The sequence below is a fragment of the Streptomyces sp. NPDC093510 genome (assembly GCF_040683555.1).
Taxonomy (GTDB): Bacteria; Actinomycetota; Actinomycetes; order Streptomycetales; family Streptomycetaceae; genus Streptomyces.
On record NZ_JBFBEE010000006.1, the window covers coordinates 111,758 to 126,467 of the forward strand.

General features: G+C 72.6%; 12 protein-coding genes and 3 pseudogenes. 5 read left to right on the plus strand and 10 right to left on the minus strand.

Going from position 1 to position 14,710, the window contains the following annotated elements; translation table 11 throughout:
* Positions 1-5 precede the first annotated feature (5 nt).
* Positions 6-1,460, minus strand: coding sequence for a PLP-dependent aminotransferase family protein (locus tag AB0N81_RS11640; protein WP_365357598.1), 1,455 nt, complete (start codon positions 1,458-1,460; stop codon positions 6-8).
* Between the two features lie 111 nt (positions 1,461-1,571).
* Between AB0N81_RS11640 and AB0N81_RS11645 the strand changes: the two genes are divergently transcribed.
* Both AB0N81_RS11645 and AB0N81_RS11650 read left to right on the plus strand, forming a co-directional pair.
* Complete coding sequence (locus AB0N81_RS11645; protein WP_365357599.1) at positions 1,572-2,825, plus strand: Tm-1-like ATP-binding domain-containing protein; 1,254 nt, start codon at positions 1,572-1,574, stop codon at positions 2,823-2,825.
* Positions 2,826-2,849: 24 nt separating this feature from the next.
* Positions 2,850-3,671 carry a phosphoenolpyruvate hydrolase family protein gene (locus AB0N81_RS11650; protein ID WP_365357600.1) on the plus strand — a complete coding sequence of 274 codons (822 nt, stop codon included), beginning with the start codon at positions 2,850-2,852 and terminating at the stop codon, positions 3,669-3,671.
* 68 nt (positions 3,672-3,739) lie between these two features.
* Here AB0N81_RS11650 and AB0N81_RS11655 read toward each other — a convergent pair whose 3' ends face one another.
* From AB0N81_RS11655 to AB0N81_RS11665, 3 genes are all read right to left on the minus strand, one after another.
* Positions 3,740-4,333 carry a M23 family metallopeptidase gene (locus AB0N81_RS11655; protein ID WP_365357601.1) on the minus strand — a complete coding sequence of 198 codons (594 nt, stop codon included), beginning with the start codon at positions 4,331-4,333 and terminating at the stop codon, positions 3,740-3,742.
* Positions 4,334-4,528: 195 nt separating this feature from the next.
* Positions 4,529-5,179: a hypothetical protein gene (locus tag AB0N81_RS11660; RefSeq protein ID WP_365357602.1), complete on the minus strand. Its 651-nt coding sequence runs from the start codon at positions 5,177-5,179 to the stop codon at positions 4,529-4,531.
* Between the two features lie 148 nt (positions 5,180-5,327).
* Positions 5,328-6,029: a ribonuclease H gene (locus AB0N81_RS11665; RefSeq protein ID WP_365357603.1), complete on the minus strand. Its 702-nt coding sequence runs from the start codon at positions 6,027-6,029 to the stop codon at positions 5,328-5,330.
* Positions 6,030-6,127: 98 nt separating this feature from the next.
* Between AB0N81_RS11665 and AB0N81_RS11670 the strand changes: the two are divergent.
* Positions 6,128-6,263, plus strand: a pseudogene (locus AB0N81_RS11670) (IS5/IS1182 family transposase); the annotation flags it as partial.
* A 250-nt stretch (positions 6,264-6,513) separates the two neighbouring features.
* Here AB0N81_RS11670 and AB0N81_RS11675 read toward each other — a convergent pair.
* The gene (locus AB0N81_RS11675) at positions 6,514-7,401 is read right to left on the minus strand and encodes an alpha/beta hydrolase (RefSeq protein ID WP_365357604.1); all 888 of its coding nucleotides are present in this window, start codon (positions 7,399-7,401) and stop codon (positions 6,514-6,516) included.
* Between the two features lie 148 nt (positions 7,402-7,549).
* On the opposite strand from AB0N81_RS11675, the gene AB0N81_RS11680 reads away from it, so the two are divergent.
* Positions 7,550-8,422 (plus strand): helix-turn-helix domain-containing protein, encoded by an 873-nt coding sequence (locus AB0N81_RS11680; protein ID WP_365357605.1) that lies wholly within the window; start codon positions 7,550-7,552, stop codon positions 8,420-8,422.
* 3 nt (positions 8,423-8,425) lie between these two features.
* On the opposite strand, the gene menC is transcribed toward AB0N81_RS11680, so the two are convergent.
* The 4 genes from menC to AB0N81_RS11700 all read right to left on the minus strand — a co-directional run bounded on the left by menC (position 8,426) and on the right by AB0N81_RS11700 (position 13,306).
* Positions 8,426-9,493 (minus strand): o-succinylbenzoate synthase, encoded by a 1,068-nt coding sequence (gene menC, locus AB0N81_RS11685; protein WP_365357825.1) that lies wholly within the window; start codon positions 9,491-9,493, stop codon positions 8,426-8,428.
* 41 nt (positions 9,494-9,534) lie between these two features.
* Positions 9,535-10,338, minus strand: coding sequence for a GNAT family N-acetyltransferase (locus tag AB0N81_RS11690; protein WP_365357606.1), 804 nt, complete (start codon positions 10,336-10,338; stop codon positions 9,535-9,537).
* Entirely contained in the window at positions 10,335-11,417 is a 1,083-nt protein-coding gene (locus tag AB0N81_RS11695) for a M20 family metallopeptidase (protein WP_365357607.1), read from the minus strand. The genes AB0N81_RS11690 and AB0N81_RS11695 overlap by 4 nt, the downstream gene beginning before the upstream one ends.
* Before the next feature lie 221 nt (positions 11,418-11,638).
* Positions 11,639-13,306, minus strand: a complete 1,668-nt coding sequence (locus tag AB0N81_RS11700; protein ID WP_365357608.1) for a helix-turn-helix domain-containing protein — start codon at positions 13,304-13,306, stop codon at positions 11,639-11,641.
* 222 nt (positions 13,307-13,528) lie between these two features.
* Between AB0N81_RS11700 and AB0N81_RS11705 the strand changes: the two are divergent.
* Positions 13,529-14,611 (plus strand): annotated as a pseudogene (locus tag AB0N81_RS11705) (hypothetical protein); the annotation flags it as partial.
* 42 nt (positions 14,612-14,653) lie between these two features.
* Here AB0N81_RS11705 and AB0N81_RS11710 read toward each other — a convergent pair.
* A pseudogene (locus AB0N81_RS11710) lies at positions 14,654-14,701 on the minus strand (hypothetical protein); the annotation flags it as partial.
* Positions 14,702-14,710: the final 9 nt, after the last annotated feature.

Consider the following 14,710-nt stretch of genomic DNA (forward strand, 5'->3'; position numbering starts at 1 on the left):
TGCTGTCAGGAGGGTCTGACAACGGACGGCGTGATCTTGTCGCGGCTCCGCTCGGCACAGTCCAGCAGCGTCGGCAGCGCCCGTTCCAGCAGGTCGACGCCGTGCGCGTACGGCAGTCGCAGCCGGTCGCGGAAACCGTCCACCGCGGAGAACGCGGAACCCGGCACGACGGCCACACCCCCGCGCCGCGCCAACTGCGCCAGCGCCTCCGTGTCGACGCCCGGTATCCGCACCCACAGGGCGGGGCCGCCGGCCGGGCGGTCCCACTCCCAGTGCGGGGCACGGGCACGCAACAACGTCTCGGCGCCCGCCAGTTGGTCGCGCAGCACAGCGCGGCGCGCGGCCCGCGCCCTCGGCAGCCCGGCCAGCAACCGCACCGCCACCAGCTGGTCCACGACCGAACACGACAGGTCCACCGACGTCTTGATCTTCGCCAGGCGCGCGACGATGTGCGGCGACGACCGCACCCAGCCCACCCGCAGCCCGCCCCAGAACAGCTTCGACAACGTCCCCACCGTGATGGTCGACGCCGCCGGGAGCCGGGCAGCCAGCGGCACGGGAGCCCCGTCGCCCGCCAGGCCGAGCTCCGCGCACGCGGTGTCCTCCACGGTGAACAGTTCGCGCTCGCCAAGCGCCGACGCCCACTCCCGCAACGCCGCACCGTCCAGGCTGCGACCCGTCGGATTGTGCACGGCCGGCTGAAGGTAGACGAGCCGCGGCCGCACCTTCGCGCCGAGGCGCCGCAACGCCGCCGCGTCGGAGCCCGCACGGCCCGCCCCGGGACGGTCACCGCCGACCGGGACGATCCGGGCGCCCCGGGACCGCAGCGCCTCCAAAGCCCCCCGATAGGTGGGGTTCTCCACCACGACGGTGTCGCCCGGGTCGACGAGAGCCTGCGCGACCAGCCACACGGCCTGCTGCGATCCGGAGGTGACGAGGATCTGCTCGGGCTCGGTGGGCACCCCCGCCTCGCGGTAGTACGCGGCGATGCCCTCGCGCAGTTCGGGCAGACCGTGCGGCAGATAGCCGTCGCCCCGCAGCAGCGGAGCGAGGTCCGCGCCCGTCAGCGCGCCGACCGCGTCACCCACCGCGCCGAGCCCCTCCAGCGCGCCGCTCGACAGATCGGCCCCGCTCGTCCGCGCGTCGAAACTGGCGAGCCGCCCCTCGTTCACAAGCCGCTCCGGCGACCCCGAGCCGCGCAGCCGCGAACCGCTGCCGCGGCGGCTCTCCAGCCAGCCCTCGTTCTCCAGAAGGCTGTACGCGGTGGTCACCGTGGAGCGGCTCACCCCGAGCACGCCCGCCAGTTCGCGCTGTGACGGCAGGGTCGTGCCGGGCGCCACGTCCGCACGCTCCGCCAACTCGCGCAGAGCGTTCGCGAGCCGCCGCGGAAGCGGACCCGCATCCTCCGATGACCAGCCGGTGAGCAGCCGCGACAAACGGGCCGTCGGGATCTTCGCCATGTCCTCATCTTCGCCCATGCGCAGGCCAATCGGCGCCCACTGGTCGTTGTCACCGACCCGCACCGGCCGCAGGATCGGCAGCACCGGGCACATGAAGGGGTGTGAAGGAACATGGCGACCGTGGTCCTCGTCGGAACGCTGGACACCAAGGGCGAGGAGTACGCGTGGTTGCGCGAACGGCTCCGGGAGTACGGCAGTGACGTCCTGCTGGTCGACGTCGGCGTGCTGCCGGCGCCCGCCCAGACACCCACGGCCGACATACCGGCCGACGTGGTGGCGCGTGCCGCCGGACACGACCTGGCCGAACTGCGGGCGGCGGGCGACCGCGGCGCGGCGGTCGCCGCCATGGCCGACGGCCTGACCCGCGTCGTCCTCGACCTGTACCGACAGGGCCGACTGCACGCGGTGCTCGCGGCGGCGGGCAGCGGCGGCTCGGCCATCGCCGCGCAGGCTATGCGGACCCTGCCCATCGGCGTGCCGAAGGTGCTGGTCAGCACCATGGCGGGCGGTGACGTGGCGCCGTACGTGGACAGCAGCGACCTCACGATGATGTACAGCGTCGTCGACATCTCCGGCATCAACTCCGTCTCGCGCCACGTCCTCGGCAACGCGGCGGCCGCCGCGGCCGGCATGGCCCGGCGTCAGGAACGCAACCTCGAAGAACTCGCGGGCCCGCGGCGCAAGGTGGTCGCCGCCACCATGTTCGGCGTGACGACACCCGCCGTCGACGCGGCCAGGGCCCGCCTGGCCGAACTCGGTTACGAGGTCCTGGTCTTCCACGCCACGGGCGCCGGCGGCCGCGCGGTGGAGAAGCTCGCCGCCGACGGCCTGCTCGACGGCGTGCTGGACCTGACCACCACCGAACTCGCCGACGAACTCGTCGGGGGAGTGCTCAGCGCGGGCCCCGACCGGCTCACCGCGGCGGGCGCCGCCGCCATCCCCCAGATCGTCGCGCCCGGCGCCCTCGACATGGTCAACTTCGGTCCTGAGGCGAGCATTCCGGAACGCTTCGCGGGCCGACGGTTCCTGGTCCACAACCCGACGGTCACGCTGATGAGGACCACCGCCCGCGAGATGGCCGCCCTCGGCGCCACGCTCGGCCACAAGCTCGCCGCGGCCCGCGGGCCCGCCGAGATCTTCTGGCCCCTGCGCGGGCTGTCGGCCGTGGACATGACGGACGCTCCCTTCGCCGACCCAGTGGCCGACATGACGGGCCTGGACGCTCTGCGGGCCACCGTGTGCGGCAGTGGTGTACGCCTGCACGAGGTCGACGCCCACATCAACGACGCGTCCTTCGCGGTCGCCATGGCCGAACGCCTGCACCAGCTGATCGGCGAACGCGCCGCCGCACCGGTCGGCCGCTGACCCCACCCCTTCGAGGAGCACCCCATGAACCGCAAGGAAGCACTCGCCCGCCTGCACGCCCAGGTCGCCGCGGGCCGGCCCGTCGTGGGAGCGGGCGCCGGCACCGGACTGTCGGCCAAGTGCGCGGAGGAGGGCGGCGTCGACCTCCTCATCATCTACAACTCCGGCCGCTACCGGATGGCGGGCCGCGGCTCCCTGGCCGGACTCCTGCCGTACGGCGACGCGAACGAGATCGTCGTCGACATGGCGCGCGAGGTCCTGCCCGTCGTCCGGGACACCCCGGTCCTCGCGGGTGTGTGCGGCACCGACCCGTTCCGGCGCATGGACCTCTTCCTCGACCAGCTCAAGGCCATGGGGTTCACCGGCGTACAGAACTTCCCCACGGTCGGCCTGTACGACGGCACGTTCCGGGTCAACCTCGAGGAGACCGGCATGGGGTACGGCCTGGAGGTCGACATGGTCCGCGCCGCCCACGAGCGCGACCTGCTCACCGCCCCCTACGTCTTCGACGCGGAGCAGGCCGCGGACATGGCGAGGGCGGGCGCCGACATCCTCGTCCCGCACGTCGGCCTCACCACGAAGGGCTCCATCGGCGCGAGCACCGCGATGACACTCGACGAGGCGGCCGCCGCCGTCCAGGAGATGCACGACGCCGCCAAGAGCGTGAACCCGGACGCGCTCGTCCTCTGCCACGGCGGACCCATCGCCGAGCCCGAGGACGCGCGGTACGTCCTCGAGCACACCACCGGCATCGTCGGCTTCTTCGGAGCGTCGTCGATCGAACGACTGCCCACGGAGCGGGCCATCGTCGAGCAGACGCGGGCGTTCAAAGCCTTGGGCTCTTGAACCCCCGCGCCGTCACCGTCGAGCCGTCGCCACTGCGACCACTGCCACTGCCACTGCCACCGCCACCGTCACCAGAGGCGGGTGCCCCGCCGTGCCAGGTAGCGGTAGGGGCTGATGTCGGAGCCGTAGTTACGCCGGGCGCGTATCTCCAGATGGAGGTGGGGTCCGGTGGCACGGCCCGTGCTGCCGCTGCTCCCCAGCCGCGTCCCGGCACGGACACGGGCGCCCTTGCGCACCCGGATGCGGGAGAGGTGCGCGTACACCGCGTAGTGCCCGTCCGGCATCCGTATGGTCACGGCTTTGCCGTACGCCCCCGACCAGCGGGCCAGCACCACCACTCCGGCGCCCACCGCGTACACGGCGGTGCCGCGGGGGACCGCGAGGTCGACCCCGGTGTGGTGGCCGGCGAGCCAGTTGCCGCGCGCCCCGTACCGGGTGGTGATCCGGTAGCGGCGGCGCAGCGGGAGGGTGAACCGGCCGCGGGGGCCGGCCGGGGCGAGACCTCGGTCGTCGTCCTCCGGGAACTCCTTCTCGGCTTCGGCGAGCGCCGCCTCGAACTCGGCGTCGTAGGTGGCCGGGCAGGAGCCGTCGGGCTCCGGTCCGGTCCTCGGTGGGGCCGCCCCCGCGGAGAGCGTGCCGCCTGCCAGCAGCACTGCGGCCATACCCAGTGCGTCACGTCGTGTGGTGCCCGCTTCACGCGGGCTGTCTATGTCGTAACCCATCTCAGAAAGCGAACCGTCCGGGGCGGGAGAACGCACGTCGACTGCGCCGTCCGGGGGAAAACCCGCTCAGCACGCATCAAAGGAGTTGTGCTTCGCATGACGATGTCGGAACAGTCCGCGACCTCGGCAGACCGGTTACTGGAATCGGGGTGGAACGTGTCGAACTCCCGGTGAGCAGCGCTCACACCCGCGTACGACAGCGGTGACCACCGCATCCGAACGACGCCGGGTATCGGGCGACGGCCCGCGCGGTCGCCCGGGCACGCTGTGAGCACGGCCGTCCGGGCCTCCGCGGGGGCCCTGCCTCGCTACGACGGTGCCGGGGCGCCCCGCAAGTACGCCGGGGGTCCGCAGCAGCTTGCCCTGCCGGTCGCTGACGTGGATCAGGCCGTTGTCGCGGTCGAGACCGATGCCGCTGACGTTGCCCAGGCCGTCGGCCGCCACGCGCTGACGGCCCTTGACCTCGCCGCCGGCCACGACGACCTCGGCGGCGCCGTCCGCTGTCAGGTCGACCTCGTGCAGCCCGCCGAGGTCGTACTGACCGACGTACGCCCTGTCCTCGGCCTCCACGTCGGTGACGTGGACCCGGCCGCCGGGCAGGTCCAGGGCGACGCCGTACGCGTACACGCCCTCGGCGATCGGGGCCGGAGGGGCGGAGGGGTCGGCCAGGTCCACCGTGAACAGGCGCCTGCCGCCGTAGTCGGTGATGTAGGCATGGTTGCCCGGCATCAGTTCCGGGTCGACTCCTTGCCGCTCGGGCCGGGCGCCCGGAATGTTTTCGTACACCTTCTGAGCGGACCCTTCGGCGGCCCGCCCCCGGGCCTGAAGAGGGCCGGGAGCGGGCCGTCGGACGTACGTCGTCGGGGCGGCGTCGGAGGGGGGCGTCGGGTGACCACGACACCCCTGGAAACACGCGGGCCCGGCCGCGGCGCTCTCAGCCCTCGACGGGCTCCCGGCACTCGACGTGGCCCCAGCCGTGCGGGTTCTTGGCGATCTTCTCCCCGGCGGCGTACGGCTTCTGACAGTGGCAGCGGCCCGGGTACTTGGCCTTGATGACGGCGCTCGAGCCCGCCTTCTTCGCGCGTCCCGCCGTCTTCTTCGGCGTGCGGGTCGCGCCCGCGGGGGATGCGGTCATGCGCTCCGGACGCGGCTCGGGGATCTCCAGGGCGCCGTGGGCGGTGCCCGCGGGCTGCTGGGTCGTCGCGGCGTCGCTGGCCGCGACGTCGGCGATCGCGTTGAGGTGATCACCGTCCGCGCGGTGCGCGGCCACGTGCCGGAACGTGACCTCGCGATTCTGCAGCAGGGCGTCGATGCGTACGACGAGGTCCTTGTTGGCGACCGGCTTCTTCGCCGCGGTCTGCCACCCGTTGCGCTTCCAGGAGGCGATCCACTTGGTGACCGCGTTCATCGCGTACTGACTGTCCATCCGCACTTCGAGCGGCAGCGCCGGATCGGTGGCTTCCAGCAGTTCGGCCAGCGCGGTCAGCTCGGCCACGTTGTTCGTGGCGTGGCCGAGCGGCCCGGCCTCCCAGCGCTGCGGCCGGCCCTCGGCGTCGGCGACCACCCAGGCCCAGGCCGCGGGCCCGGGGTTCTTCTTCGCCGCGCCGTCACAGGCGGCAATGATCAAGTCAGACATGCCCCAATGGTTTCATCCCGCGGCCGGCACCGGGACAGCCGGGACTCGGGACAGCCGGGACTCGGGACGAAGGCGGGGCGGCCACCCGTCTGGCGCGGCGGCAGGTGATCGACGGTACACGGATTCGGGTCAGGACCGGTGTTCCGTGGCAAGGGCGCGATCGTGTGGGACCTGAGTGTCGACTCCACGGTGTGCCGTGCTCACCAGCATGCGGCCGGGGCTCGCAGACAGGGCGACCTGCAGAAGGAACCGCCGGGCGGTGTCTTCACCGAGTCCCGCGATCACGGCCCGGGACGTTCGCGCGGCGGGTTCAGGTTCGAACTGCGGTGAGTCGCCACGCTGCCCGGCCGTCACCACGATCGATAGAGGCTTCCGACCTTGCTCGACGGCCAGGTGGAGCTTGGTGGGACATCCCACCCTGACCAGGAGATCTACCCGCAGCGCGGACGAGGCGTCCGCTGGATGGCCGCTCACGTTTGCCGACTCAGGCGAGGTGCTTGCTGAAGAACTCGACCAGCTTGGCGACGGCAGGAGTCACGTACTGGTCGCGGTCGTACAGATCGACGTGGGTGGCGCCGTCGACGAGGAACAGCTCGGCGTTGCCGGGGCTGTCGGCGACGGCCTTCTCCGAGAACCCGCGGGTCACCGCCTCGGTGCCGGCAATCATGAGCAGCGGGCGAGGCGCGATCTTGGCGACGTCGGCGAAGGAATCGAACTGGTCGAGGAGATCCGCGCTGCGCACGACCACGTCCCCCGTGGAGCGCGGGTGCCTGCCGCGGGGTGTCTTGTAGTAGTCGACGAACTCGGCCGTCGGGGCGGGGGTCTCGGCATCGGCCTTCTCCGGTAGCACCGCGAACGTTGCCGCGGGCTCGCCGGCGGCCTCGGCGCTGCGCAGGTTCCCCGAGTTCGCCACCATCTGCTGCCAGCCCTCGGGGTCGGCGCCGCGGAAGAAGCTGGGAACGTCGGTCCCGGAGACGCCTGCCACGGCCTTCATGCGGTGGTCCGTCTGGGCGGCGTAGGGCACGTAGGCGCCGGAGCCGCACACGCCCATCACGCCGATACGGTCGGAGTCGACCTCAGGACGGGTAGTGAGGTAGGAGACCGCCGCACGGAAGTCCTCGGCGCGCTGGAAGGGGTCCTCCAGGCCGTGGGGCGTGCCTTCGGATTCGCCCTGGAAGGCGGCGTCGAAGGTCAGGACGGCGAACCCTTCCTCGACCAGGCGTGTGGCGTACACCGCCGGGGACTGTTCCTTGACCCCGGTCGTCTGGTGGCCGATGACAATGGCGGCGAGCGGGCCGTCGCTGTCCTCGGGAAGGTAGAGGTGGCCGGCGAGCTGCACGCCGTTGGTCGGGAACCGGACGTCAGTCCTCATTTTCTGCTCCTGAGGGATCACTGCTGGCCGGCGAGCTGCCGGCCTGTGTCCACTGTCCGGCCGACGGCTGAGGCTCGGGAAGGTCGGGCTCCTTCCTAGGAAGGATCTCTCCCAGGCAGAGCTTTTCCCTCGGTGCCATGCTGGCGGAGTGACCGGTTCCGCACACCTTCGTGAGCTCGGTGAGTTCCTCAAGCATCGCCGTGGTGAGCTCACACCGGCGCAGGTCGGGCTTCCCGAGCGCACGCACACCCAGCGCCGGGTGCGGGGACTGCGCCGCGAGGAAGTGGCTGAGCTCGCCGCGATCAGTACCGACTACTACGTACGCATCGAACAGGGCCGACTGGCACCGTCGCCGCCGGTGCTCGAGTCCCTCTCGCGGGAGCTGCGGCTGGACGGCGACCAGAGGACGTACGTGGAAGGTCTGGTCGACCAGGCCGCGCGGGCCGGACACCGCAAAACGCCGCGTCGGTCCCCTCGCCCCAAAGTGCACCCGCACCTGACCCGCCTGCTCGGCCAGCTCACCAGTACACCCGCCATCGTATTCGGCCCACGGCTCGACATCCTCGCGTGGAACCCACTGGCAGCGGAGCTGCTGTGCGACTTCGCGGCTGTGCCCGAGTCCGAGCGCAACTACGTCCGCATGGTCTTCACCGACCCCGTGATGCGCGAGATCTACCCGGAGTGGGAAGACGTGGCCCGCACATGCGTCGAAGTCCTGCGGATGGAAGCCGGAACGAATCCGACCGATCCAGCCCTTACAGCTCTTGTGGGCGAGCTGGCCGTCGCCGATCAGCAATTCCGGGTCTGGTGGGCCGAGCACCGCGTCGCGCACCAGGACTTCGGCAGCAAACGCATCGCCCACTCCCTCGCCGGCGAACTCACCCTCGACTGGGACACCTTCCGCTACGCCGGTGCACCAGAACAGCAACTCGTGCTCTGGTCGGCCGAACCCGGCACCTCGGACGCGGAACGACTGGCCGGTCTGGCCCACGGCACGGCCCGGAGTCCGCAACCTTCGTGAGGCCTAGAGGGCCATCCACTCCGTCGAGGTCGTCACCTCGTCGAGGACGTCGGGCAGCGGCTCCGTTCCGAGGCCGGGGCCGGTGGGAACATCGAGGTGGCCGTCGTCGAGGACGAACGGCGGGGTGATGTCGGTGGCGAAGTAGCGGTGCGAGCCCGAGGTGTCGCCGGGGAGGGTGAAGCCGGGCAGTGCCGCGAGCGCGACGTTGGCGGCACGCCCGATGCCGGTCTCCAGCATGCCGCCGCACCAGACGGGCACGCCGTGGGCGCGGGCGATGTCGTGGATGCGGCGGGCCTCCAGATAACCGCCGACCCGGGCGGGCTTGACGTTGATGACCGAGCAGGCCCCGAGCGAGATGGCGGCCGCCGCGTGGGCGGCGGACTCGATGGACTCGTCCAGGCAGATGGGGGTGCGCAGGCGCTTGGCGAGCTGCGCGTGCTGCACCATGTCGTCGTTGGCGAGGGGCTGTTCGATCAGGAGCAGGCCGAAGGCGTCGAGCTCGGCGAGGTGCTGGGCGTCGACGAGGGTGTAGGCGGCGTTCGCGTCGACCTGCAGCAGCAGGTTGTCGCCGAACCGTTCACGGACCGCGCGCACCGGCTCCACGTCCCAGCCCGGCTCGATCTTCAGCTTGATGCGCACATAGCCCTCGGCGACGTAACCCTCGACGGCGTCGAGGAGCTGGGGGACCGAGTCCATGATGCCCACAGAGACCCCGCAGGGCACACGGTCGCGCGCCGCGCCGAGGTACGAGCCGAAGGACTCGCCCGCGGCTCGGAGCTGGGCGTCCAGGACGGCGCTCTCCAGGGCGGACTTCGCCATGTGGTGGCCGGTGAAGGGCTCCAGGGCCCGGCCCACGGCCGTGGCGTCCACGCCGTCCTTCGGGAGCGCAGGGACGAGGAACCGGCGCAGGACGTCCTGGGCGCCGTCCACGTACTTACTGCAGTAGCGGGGCTCGGACATGGCCGCGCACTCGGCCCAGCCCTCCCCGTCGGAGGTGACGACGCGCACGAGGAGGACGTCGCGGCTGGTCTCGACGCCGAAGGAGGTGCGGAACGGCGCGACGAGCGGCATCGCGATCCGGCGCAGTTCGACGCCGGAGATCTTCGTCTTGGTCACTGGTTGCTCCCGGTGGGCAGGTGTGCGGGGGTGGCGGGGGTGCGCTGGACGACGTAGCTGCGCCGGTCGTGGAGGCCGAGGACGCGGCCTCCCTCGGCGAGCAGCCCGCCGAGGCTCTCCCGGACGGCGATCCGCCAGGCGCGCGCGGCCGGGGCGTCGGCACGGCGCAGTGCCTCGATGTCGTCCGGCAGGTCGACGAGGACGAACTCGGCGCCCGGGGTGGAGAGTTCGGGGCGGCCGTCGTGGTCGCGCACGGCGTGGGCGGCGCCGGAGGGCAGCGGTATGCCGTTCGGTCCCGCGGCCGGATGCGGGAGCGACAGGTCCCAGGCGGCGAGGACCCGGTCCGACTCGTCACCGCCGTTGATGGCGTCGTCCATCTCGCCGTAGAAGGACCGCAGGTATTCCTCGGGACGCGCCCCGAGCTTGGTGAGGTTGAAGTGGGCGTTGCGGCGGATGAGGGGGTCGTAGGTCCACGTGATGCGCTTCAGACCGCGCTCCAGGGCCCATGCGCGCTGGTGCAGCTTGAGGGCCAGGCCGATGCCGCGGCCCATGACGGCGCCCGTGATGTGGGAGTGCAGGGTGGTGCCCACGGGAAAGCCGAAGAACGCGACGCTCGCGCCCGTCAGCCGGCCGTTCTCGTACGCTCCGGCGACGTAGTTCCCGGCGTGGGCCAGGGCGCGCATCACCTCGGCGGAGATGGGGGCCGTGCTCGGGTCGGTGCCCCAGATGTCGGCGTAGAGACGGCAGACGTTCTCGAACTCCTCCATGGTGTGGAGTTCGCGTATCTCGAGGTGGCTCACAGCAGCGCTCCGACGAGGTGGGCGAGGAGTTGCGCGCGGGGCGGCATGGCCGCGGTCACGACGTGTTCGTGGTCGGCGTGGGCTCCGTCGCCGACGGCACCGAGGCCGTCGAGCGTCGGACAGCCGACGCCCGCGGTGTAGTTGCCGTCGGAGGCGCCGCCCACGGCCGCCTGCTGGAGCGGGCCGAGCCCCGCCCGGTCCGCCACCTCGACGGCCAGCGCGAACAGCCTCCGCGACGCCTCGGCGTCCAGGGGCGGCCGGTTGGGGCCGCCGTCGACCCGCAGACGGGCGCCGGGGTGGTGGGGCGCGAGGGCTCTGACGAGGTCGTCGACCGCCGCCTGCGCGGCCGGTGTGGGGACTCGTACGTCGATGCTCAGTTCCGCGCGGGCCGGAACCGTGTTGGTGGTGGTGCCGGCCGACATGACCGTCGGCGTGATCGTCGTTCCCGGGCCGGTTCGGGTGGTCACGGCGTCGGTGATGCTCTGGAGGGCGAGGAGGTGGTGGGCCAGCTCCGTGGCCGCGTTGATGCCCTTCTCCGGTTCCAGGCCGGAGTGGGCGGCGCGGCCGTGGACCGTGAGGCCGTAGTGGGAGACGCCCTTGCGGCCCGTCTTGAGGGCGCCGCCGGGGGCGGCGGCCTCCAGGACGAGTGCGGCCCGGCAGGCGCGTGCCGTGTCCTCGATGAGGGCGCGGGAGGTGTCCGAGCCGACCTCTTCGTCGCCGTTGACCAGGACGCAGACGCCGTCGAGGGACGGCAGCCCGGCCAGGGCGTGGAACATCTGGACCAGGCCGGCCTTCATGTCGAAGATGCCGGGGCCGCGGGCGATGCCGTCCCGCACCGAGAACGGCCGGGTCCTGAGGGTGCCCATGGGCCAGACCGTGTCGTGGTGGCCGAGGAGCAGGACGCGCGGGGTCCCGAAGCTCCACAGCAGGTGCGTCACCCCGCCGGTCACCAGCGTCCGCGGCCGGGCGCCGAGCAGCCGGCGGCCCTGCTCCGCGACGGCTTCGGCGCTGCGGGCCACGGCCGCGTGGTCGGCGGAGTACGACTCGCAGGACACGAGTTCTCCGAGGTCGTCGAGCATGGCGCCCAGTGGCGGCGGCGGCGCCGGTCGGGATGGGTGGTCGGCCTGCACGTGTGCGTCCTCCAGGTGGTGGGATGACCGCCACGCTAGGCAGGAAGGAGGGTGCGGAGTTCGTACGCGGATCACCCGCGTGGGGCCCGGTTTCGTACCGTCCCACGAAAGGCGGCGGAAGGCGACGAAGGCGACGCAGCCCGGAGCGCCCCCGGCACCGGCGCCGCCGTCTACTCGCCGCCGACGGTGCCGGCCCGCCCACCGTCGTCGTGCAGGCTCATGAGACGCAGCTGCAGCATCGCGGCGAACCGCGCCGACGGGTCCCGCAGGTCGATCTGCCCCACCTCGGCGACACGGCGAATCCGGTAGCGGAACGTGTTGGGGTGCACGAACACGCTCGCCGAGGCGGCGATCACGTCCCCGAACGCGTCGAGCCACGCCCGCAGCGTCTCCACCAGGTGGGCGTTGTGCCGTCTGTCGTAGTCGGCCAACAGGGCGATGGGGCCGGACAGTTCGTCGCGGTGGGCGGCCGCCAGGTCCCTCATCTCGATCAGGAGCGCGTCGACGCAGACGTCCGCGATGGCGGCGACCCGGCCCCCGGCGCGGCCGTCGAACAGCACACGCAGCGCCCGGTCCGCGTTCGTCCGCGACCGGGCCAGCGCGGCGGGCTCGGGAGCCACCGAGCCGATCCCGACGACCGCGCCTACGCGCTCCCCGGTGCGCTGTAGGAAGTTCTCCGCCACCTGCACGGCCCGCTGCCGCGCGGCCGCCGAATCGTCCGGGACGGGGAACAGCGCGTAGGCCACATCACCCAGCAGTGCCACCGCGGACCGTGGCCGCACCGCCGTCAGGTGCACGGCCAGCGCGCTGGTCAGACGCTGGCGCTCGGCGGTGATCTGGGCGTGGTCCCCGTCCGCGGCGGGCTCCAGGCCCATGGCCAGGACGAGGAGGGGTTCGTCGGCGAGCCCCAGCCGGCCCAGCGCCCCCACCGCCTCAGGGCCGCCCTCCAGCGCGGTCGTCACCAGGTCGGCGCGCAGCCGGTTCTCCGCGTCGGCGCCCGCACGGAAGCGGAGCATGTGCAGGGCCACCAGCTTCGCTGCCTCCTTGAACGCCTCCTCCCGCTCCGGGGTCAGCGGCTTGCGCAGCGCCGCCCACACCGACCCGAGGATCTCGTCACCGGCCCGCACGGCGATCGCCATGCGCGGCAGCGCGACCTCGTCCCCCAGGGACGGCGGCGGAATGTGGACCGGCTGTTCACTGCGGTAGAGCGTCTCGAAGACGCCGTGCTCCTCGTGGACGCGGAGATAGCGCTCGGGCACCCGCCGGGCCAGGATGCTCTCCACCCGCGCCGGGTCCGCCTCGTCCTGCCGCCCGGAGAAGGCCAGGATGCGGGAACGGCGGTCCTCGATGGTGATCGGCGCGTCCAGCAGCGTCGCGATCGCGTTCGCCAGCGCGAAAAGGTCCCCGGAAGGCACTCCGCCGAGGGTCTGCTCCCCGGTCTCGCCCACGTCCCCCTCGGACAGCAGCGTCCGCAGCATCGCCGCCATCTGCGCCCAGGAGGCGCCGCGCGTGAGGGCCAGCAGCGCGATCCCGGTCTCGGCGGCGACGGCTTCGAGCTCCGCGGCGTCGACGGGTCCCCGCACGACCAGCGCCGCGACGCCCGCCCCGGCGAGCTCGCGCAGCAGCCGGGAGATCTCCGGTGCTCCGTGCACACCGACGCCGAGCACGATGGCGCGCTCCGGATGGTGCTGTTCGTCGTGCGGATCGTGGATGCCGACGCCGCCGAGTTCCCCCGCGGCCGCCGGATCGCCGTGGACCAGTTCGAGGAGCGTGGGGCCGAGGTCCTCCAGCACCCGGCTCAGACCGCGGGCGGGGTGCGTCGACATGTGCCTGATCATCTCCGCAGGGTAGGACCGGTACGATCCCGGCCTTCCGTACGAGCGTACGAGAAGATGCGGCCGCTTTCGTTCCTGGGAACGAAAGCGGGACGAGGCGGTCGCCGCGGGACACGTGCCGCCGACCCGTGCGCCCGCCCGTCGTGGAGCAGCTGAAGCCCGATGGGCGCGCCGGACGGGAGATGCGGATACGGTGCTGACGTGATGATCGAGAGGGAGGGACCCATGCCTGGAACCGTGCTGCTCGTCGCGGCTGCCCCGCTGGGCAAGGGGCGTCTGGTCGACGCGGCCTCCGTGCTTCCCGTCCTCGCGGCGGTGCCCCCGGAGACGCTCTCCGGCACACCGACCGCGAGCATCGTGGAACTGGCCGACCCACTGGATCCCCAGACGCTACTGACCCGGCTGCGGGCCGCGGCCATGGCGCCCGGACCTCTGACGATCTACCTCATCGGGCAGGTCCACCTCGACCGCCGCCAGCGGCAGCTGCACGTCGCGCTCGCCCGGACCACCACCGCGACCGTGCGCTACACCGGCTTCCCCTGGCACTGGATCACGCAGGAGCTGCGGCTGCGCCCGGTGGGCAGCACGACGATCCTCGCCGACCTGCACACCGACCAGGAGAGCTGGCAGGCGCTCACCGAGCAGCCCCTCGACGCGGGACCCGGCGTCGCGCTCTACGGCCGTATCGCGCCGCCCGCCAGACGCCGCACGCCCGCGGCCCCCGCGTACATGAAGGCACTCGCGACGATCCTCCGCAGCGGCCACCGCCCCCCGCTGCCCCAGCTCCACCTGCAAGCTGCCGCCCAGAGCCTCGGCGACGGTGCCCCCGACCTGCTGCCGGCCCACGACCCGGCCGCGCAGCCCGCCGCCCCGCTCCAGCCGCCGAGGCCCGCCGACCCCTCCATGGACCCGCACGCGGCGATCACCGCGGCCGTCGAGGCCGGCCGGCACGGCGAAGCGGCGGCCCTGGCGGCGTCCTGGGAACAGAGCGCGCTGCGCGTGCACGGGCCGGGTGCGAAAGAGACCATCCACTGGATGGAAGTACGGGCGGACCTGGCGAGGTTCGCCGGGGACCCGGCCCGCAGCTGCGAGACCTGGCTGGCGGTGGCGTCGGCCCGCCTCGCGGCGGGCCAGGCTCCGGACTCCCCGGAGGTGGAAGCTGCGGCGGACCGCGCCCATCACCTCTGGGACCGCATCCGGGACGCCGAGGACGTGCGCGCGCTCGGCCCGTCTCTGGTCGCCCTGCGCCGTCAGGTGCCCGGCCGGCAGCGCGGCACGCTGCAGCTCGCCCAACGACGGCTGGAACAGTTCCACACCCCCCAGGTCGGCACCCCGCAGATCGGTACCCCCCAGCTCGGCACCTCGCAGGTCGGCACCCCGCAGGCAGGCTGACGGCATCGTGCGGCC

Bases quoted from the DNA above. Each gene is read 5' to 3' on its own strand.
- AB0N81_RS11640 (WP_365357598.1), bottom strand. From the start codon at position 1,460: ATGGCGAAGATCCCGACGGCCCGTTTGTCGCGGCTGCTCACCGGCTGG.
- AB0N81_RS11645 (WP_365357599.1), top strand. From the start codon at position 1,572: ATGGCGACCGTGGTCCTCGTCGGAACGCTGGACACCAAGGGCGAGGAG.
- AB0N81_RS11650 (WP_365357600.1), top strand. From the start codon at position 2,850: ATGAACCGCAAGGAAGCACTCGCCCGCCTGCACGCCCAGGTCGCCGCG.
- AB0N81_RS11655 (WP_365357601.1), bottom strand. From the start codon at position 4,333: ATGGCCGCAGTGCTGCTGGCAGGCGGCACGCTCTCCGCGGGGGCGGCC.
- AB0N81_RS11665 (WP_365357603.1), bottom strand. From the start codon at position 6,029: ATGTCTGACTTGATCATTGCCGCCTGTGACGGCGCGGCGAAGAAGAAC.
- AB0N81_RS11675 (WP_365357604.1), bottom strand. From the start codon at position 7,401: ATGAGGACTGACGTCCGGTTCCCGACCAACGGCGTGCAGCTCGCCGGC.
- menC (WP_365357825.1), bottom strand. From the start codon at position 9,493: ATGCCGCTCGTCGCGCCGTTCCGCACCTCCTTCGGCGTCGAGACCAGC.
- AB0N81_RS11695 (WP_365357607.1), bottom strand. From the start codon at position 11,417: ATGCTCGACGACCTCGGAGAACTCGTGTCCTGCGAGTCGTACTCCGCC.
- AB0N81_RS11700 (WP_365357608.1), bottom strand. From the start codon at position 13,306: ATGATCAGGCACATGTCGACGCACCCCGCCCGCGGTCTGAGCCGGGTG.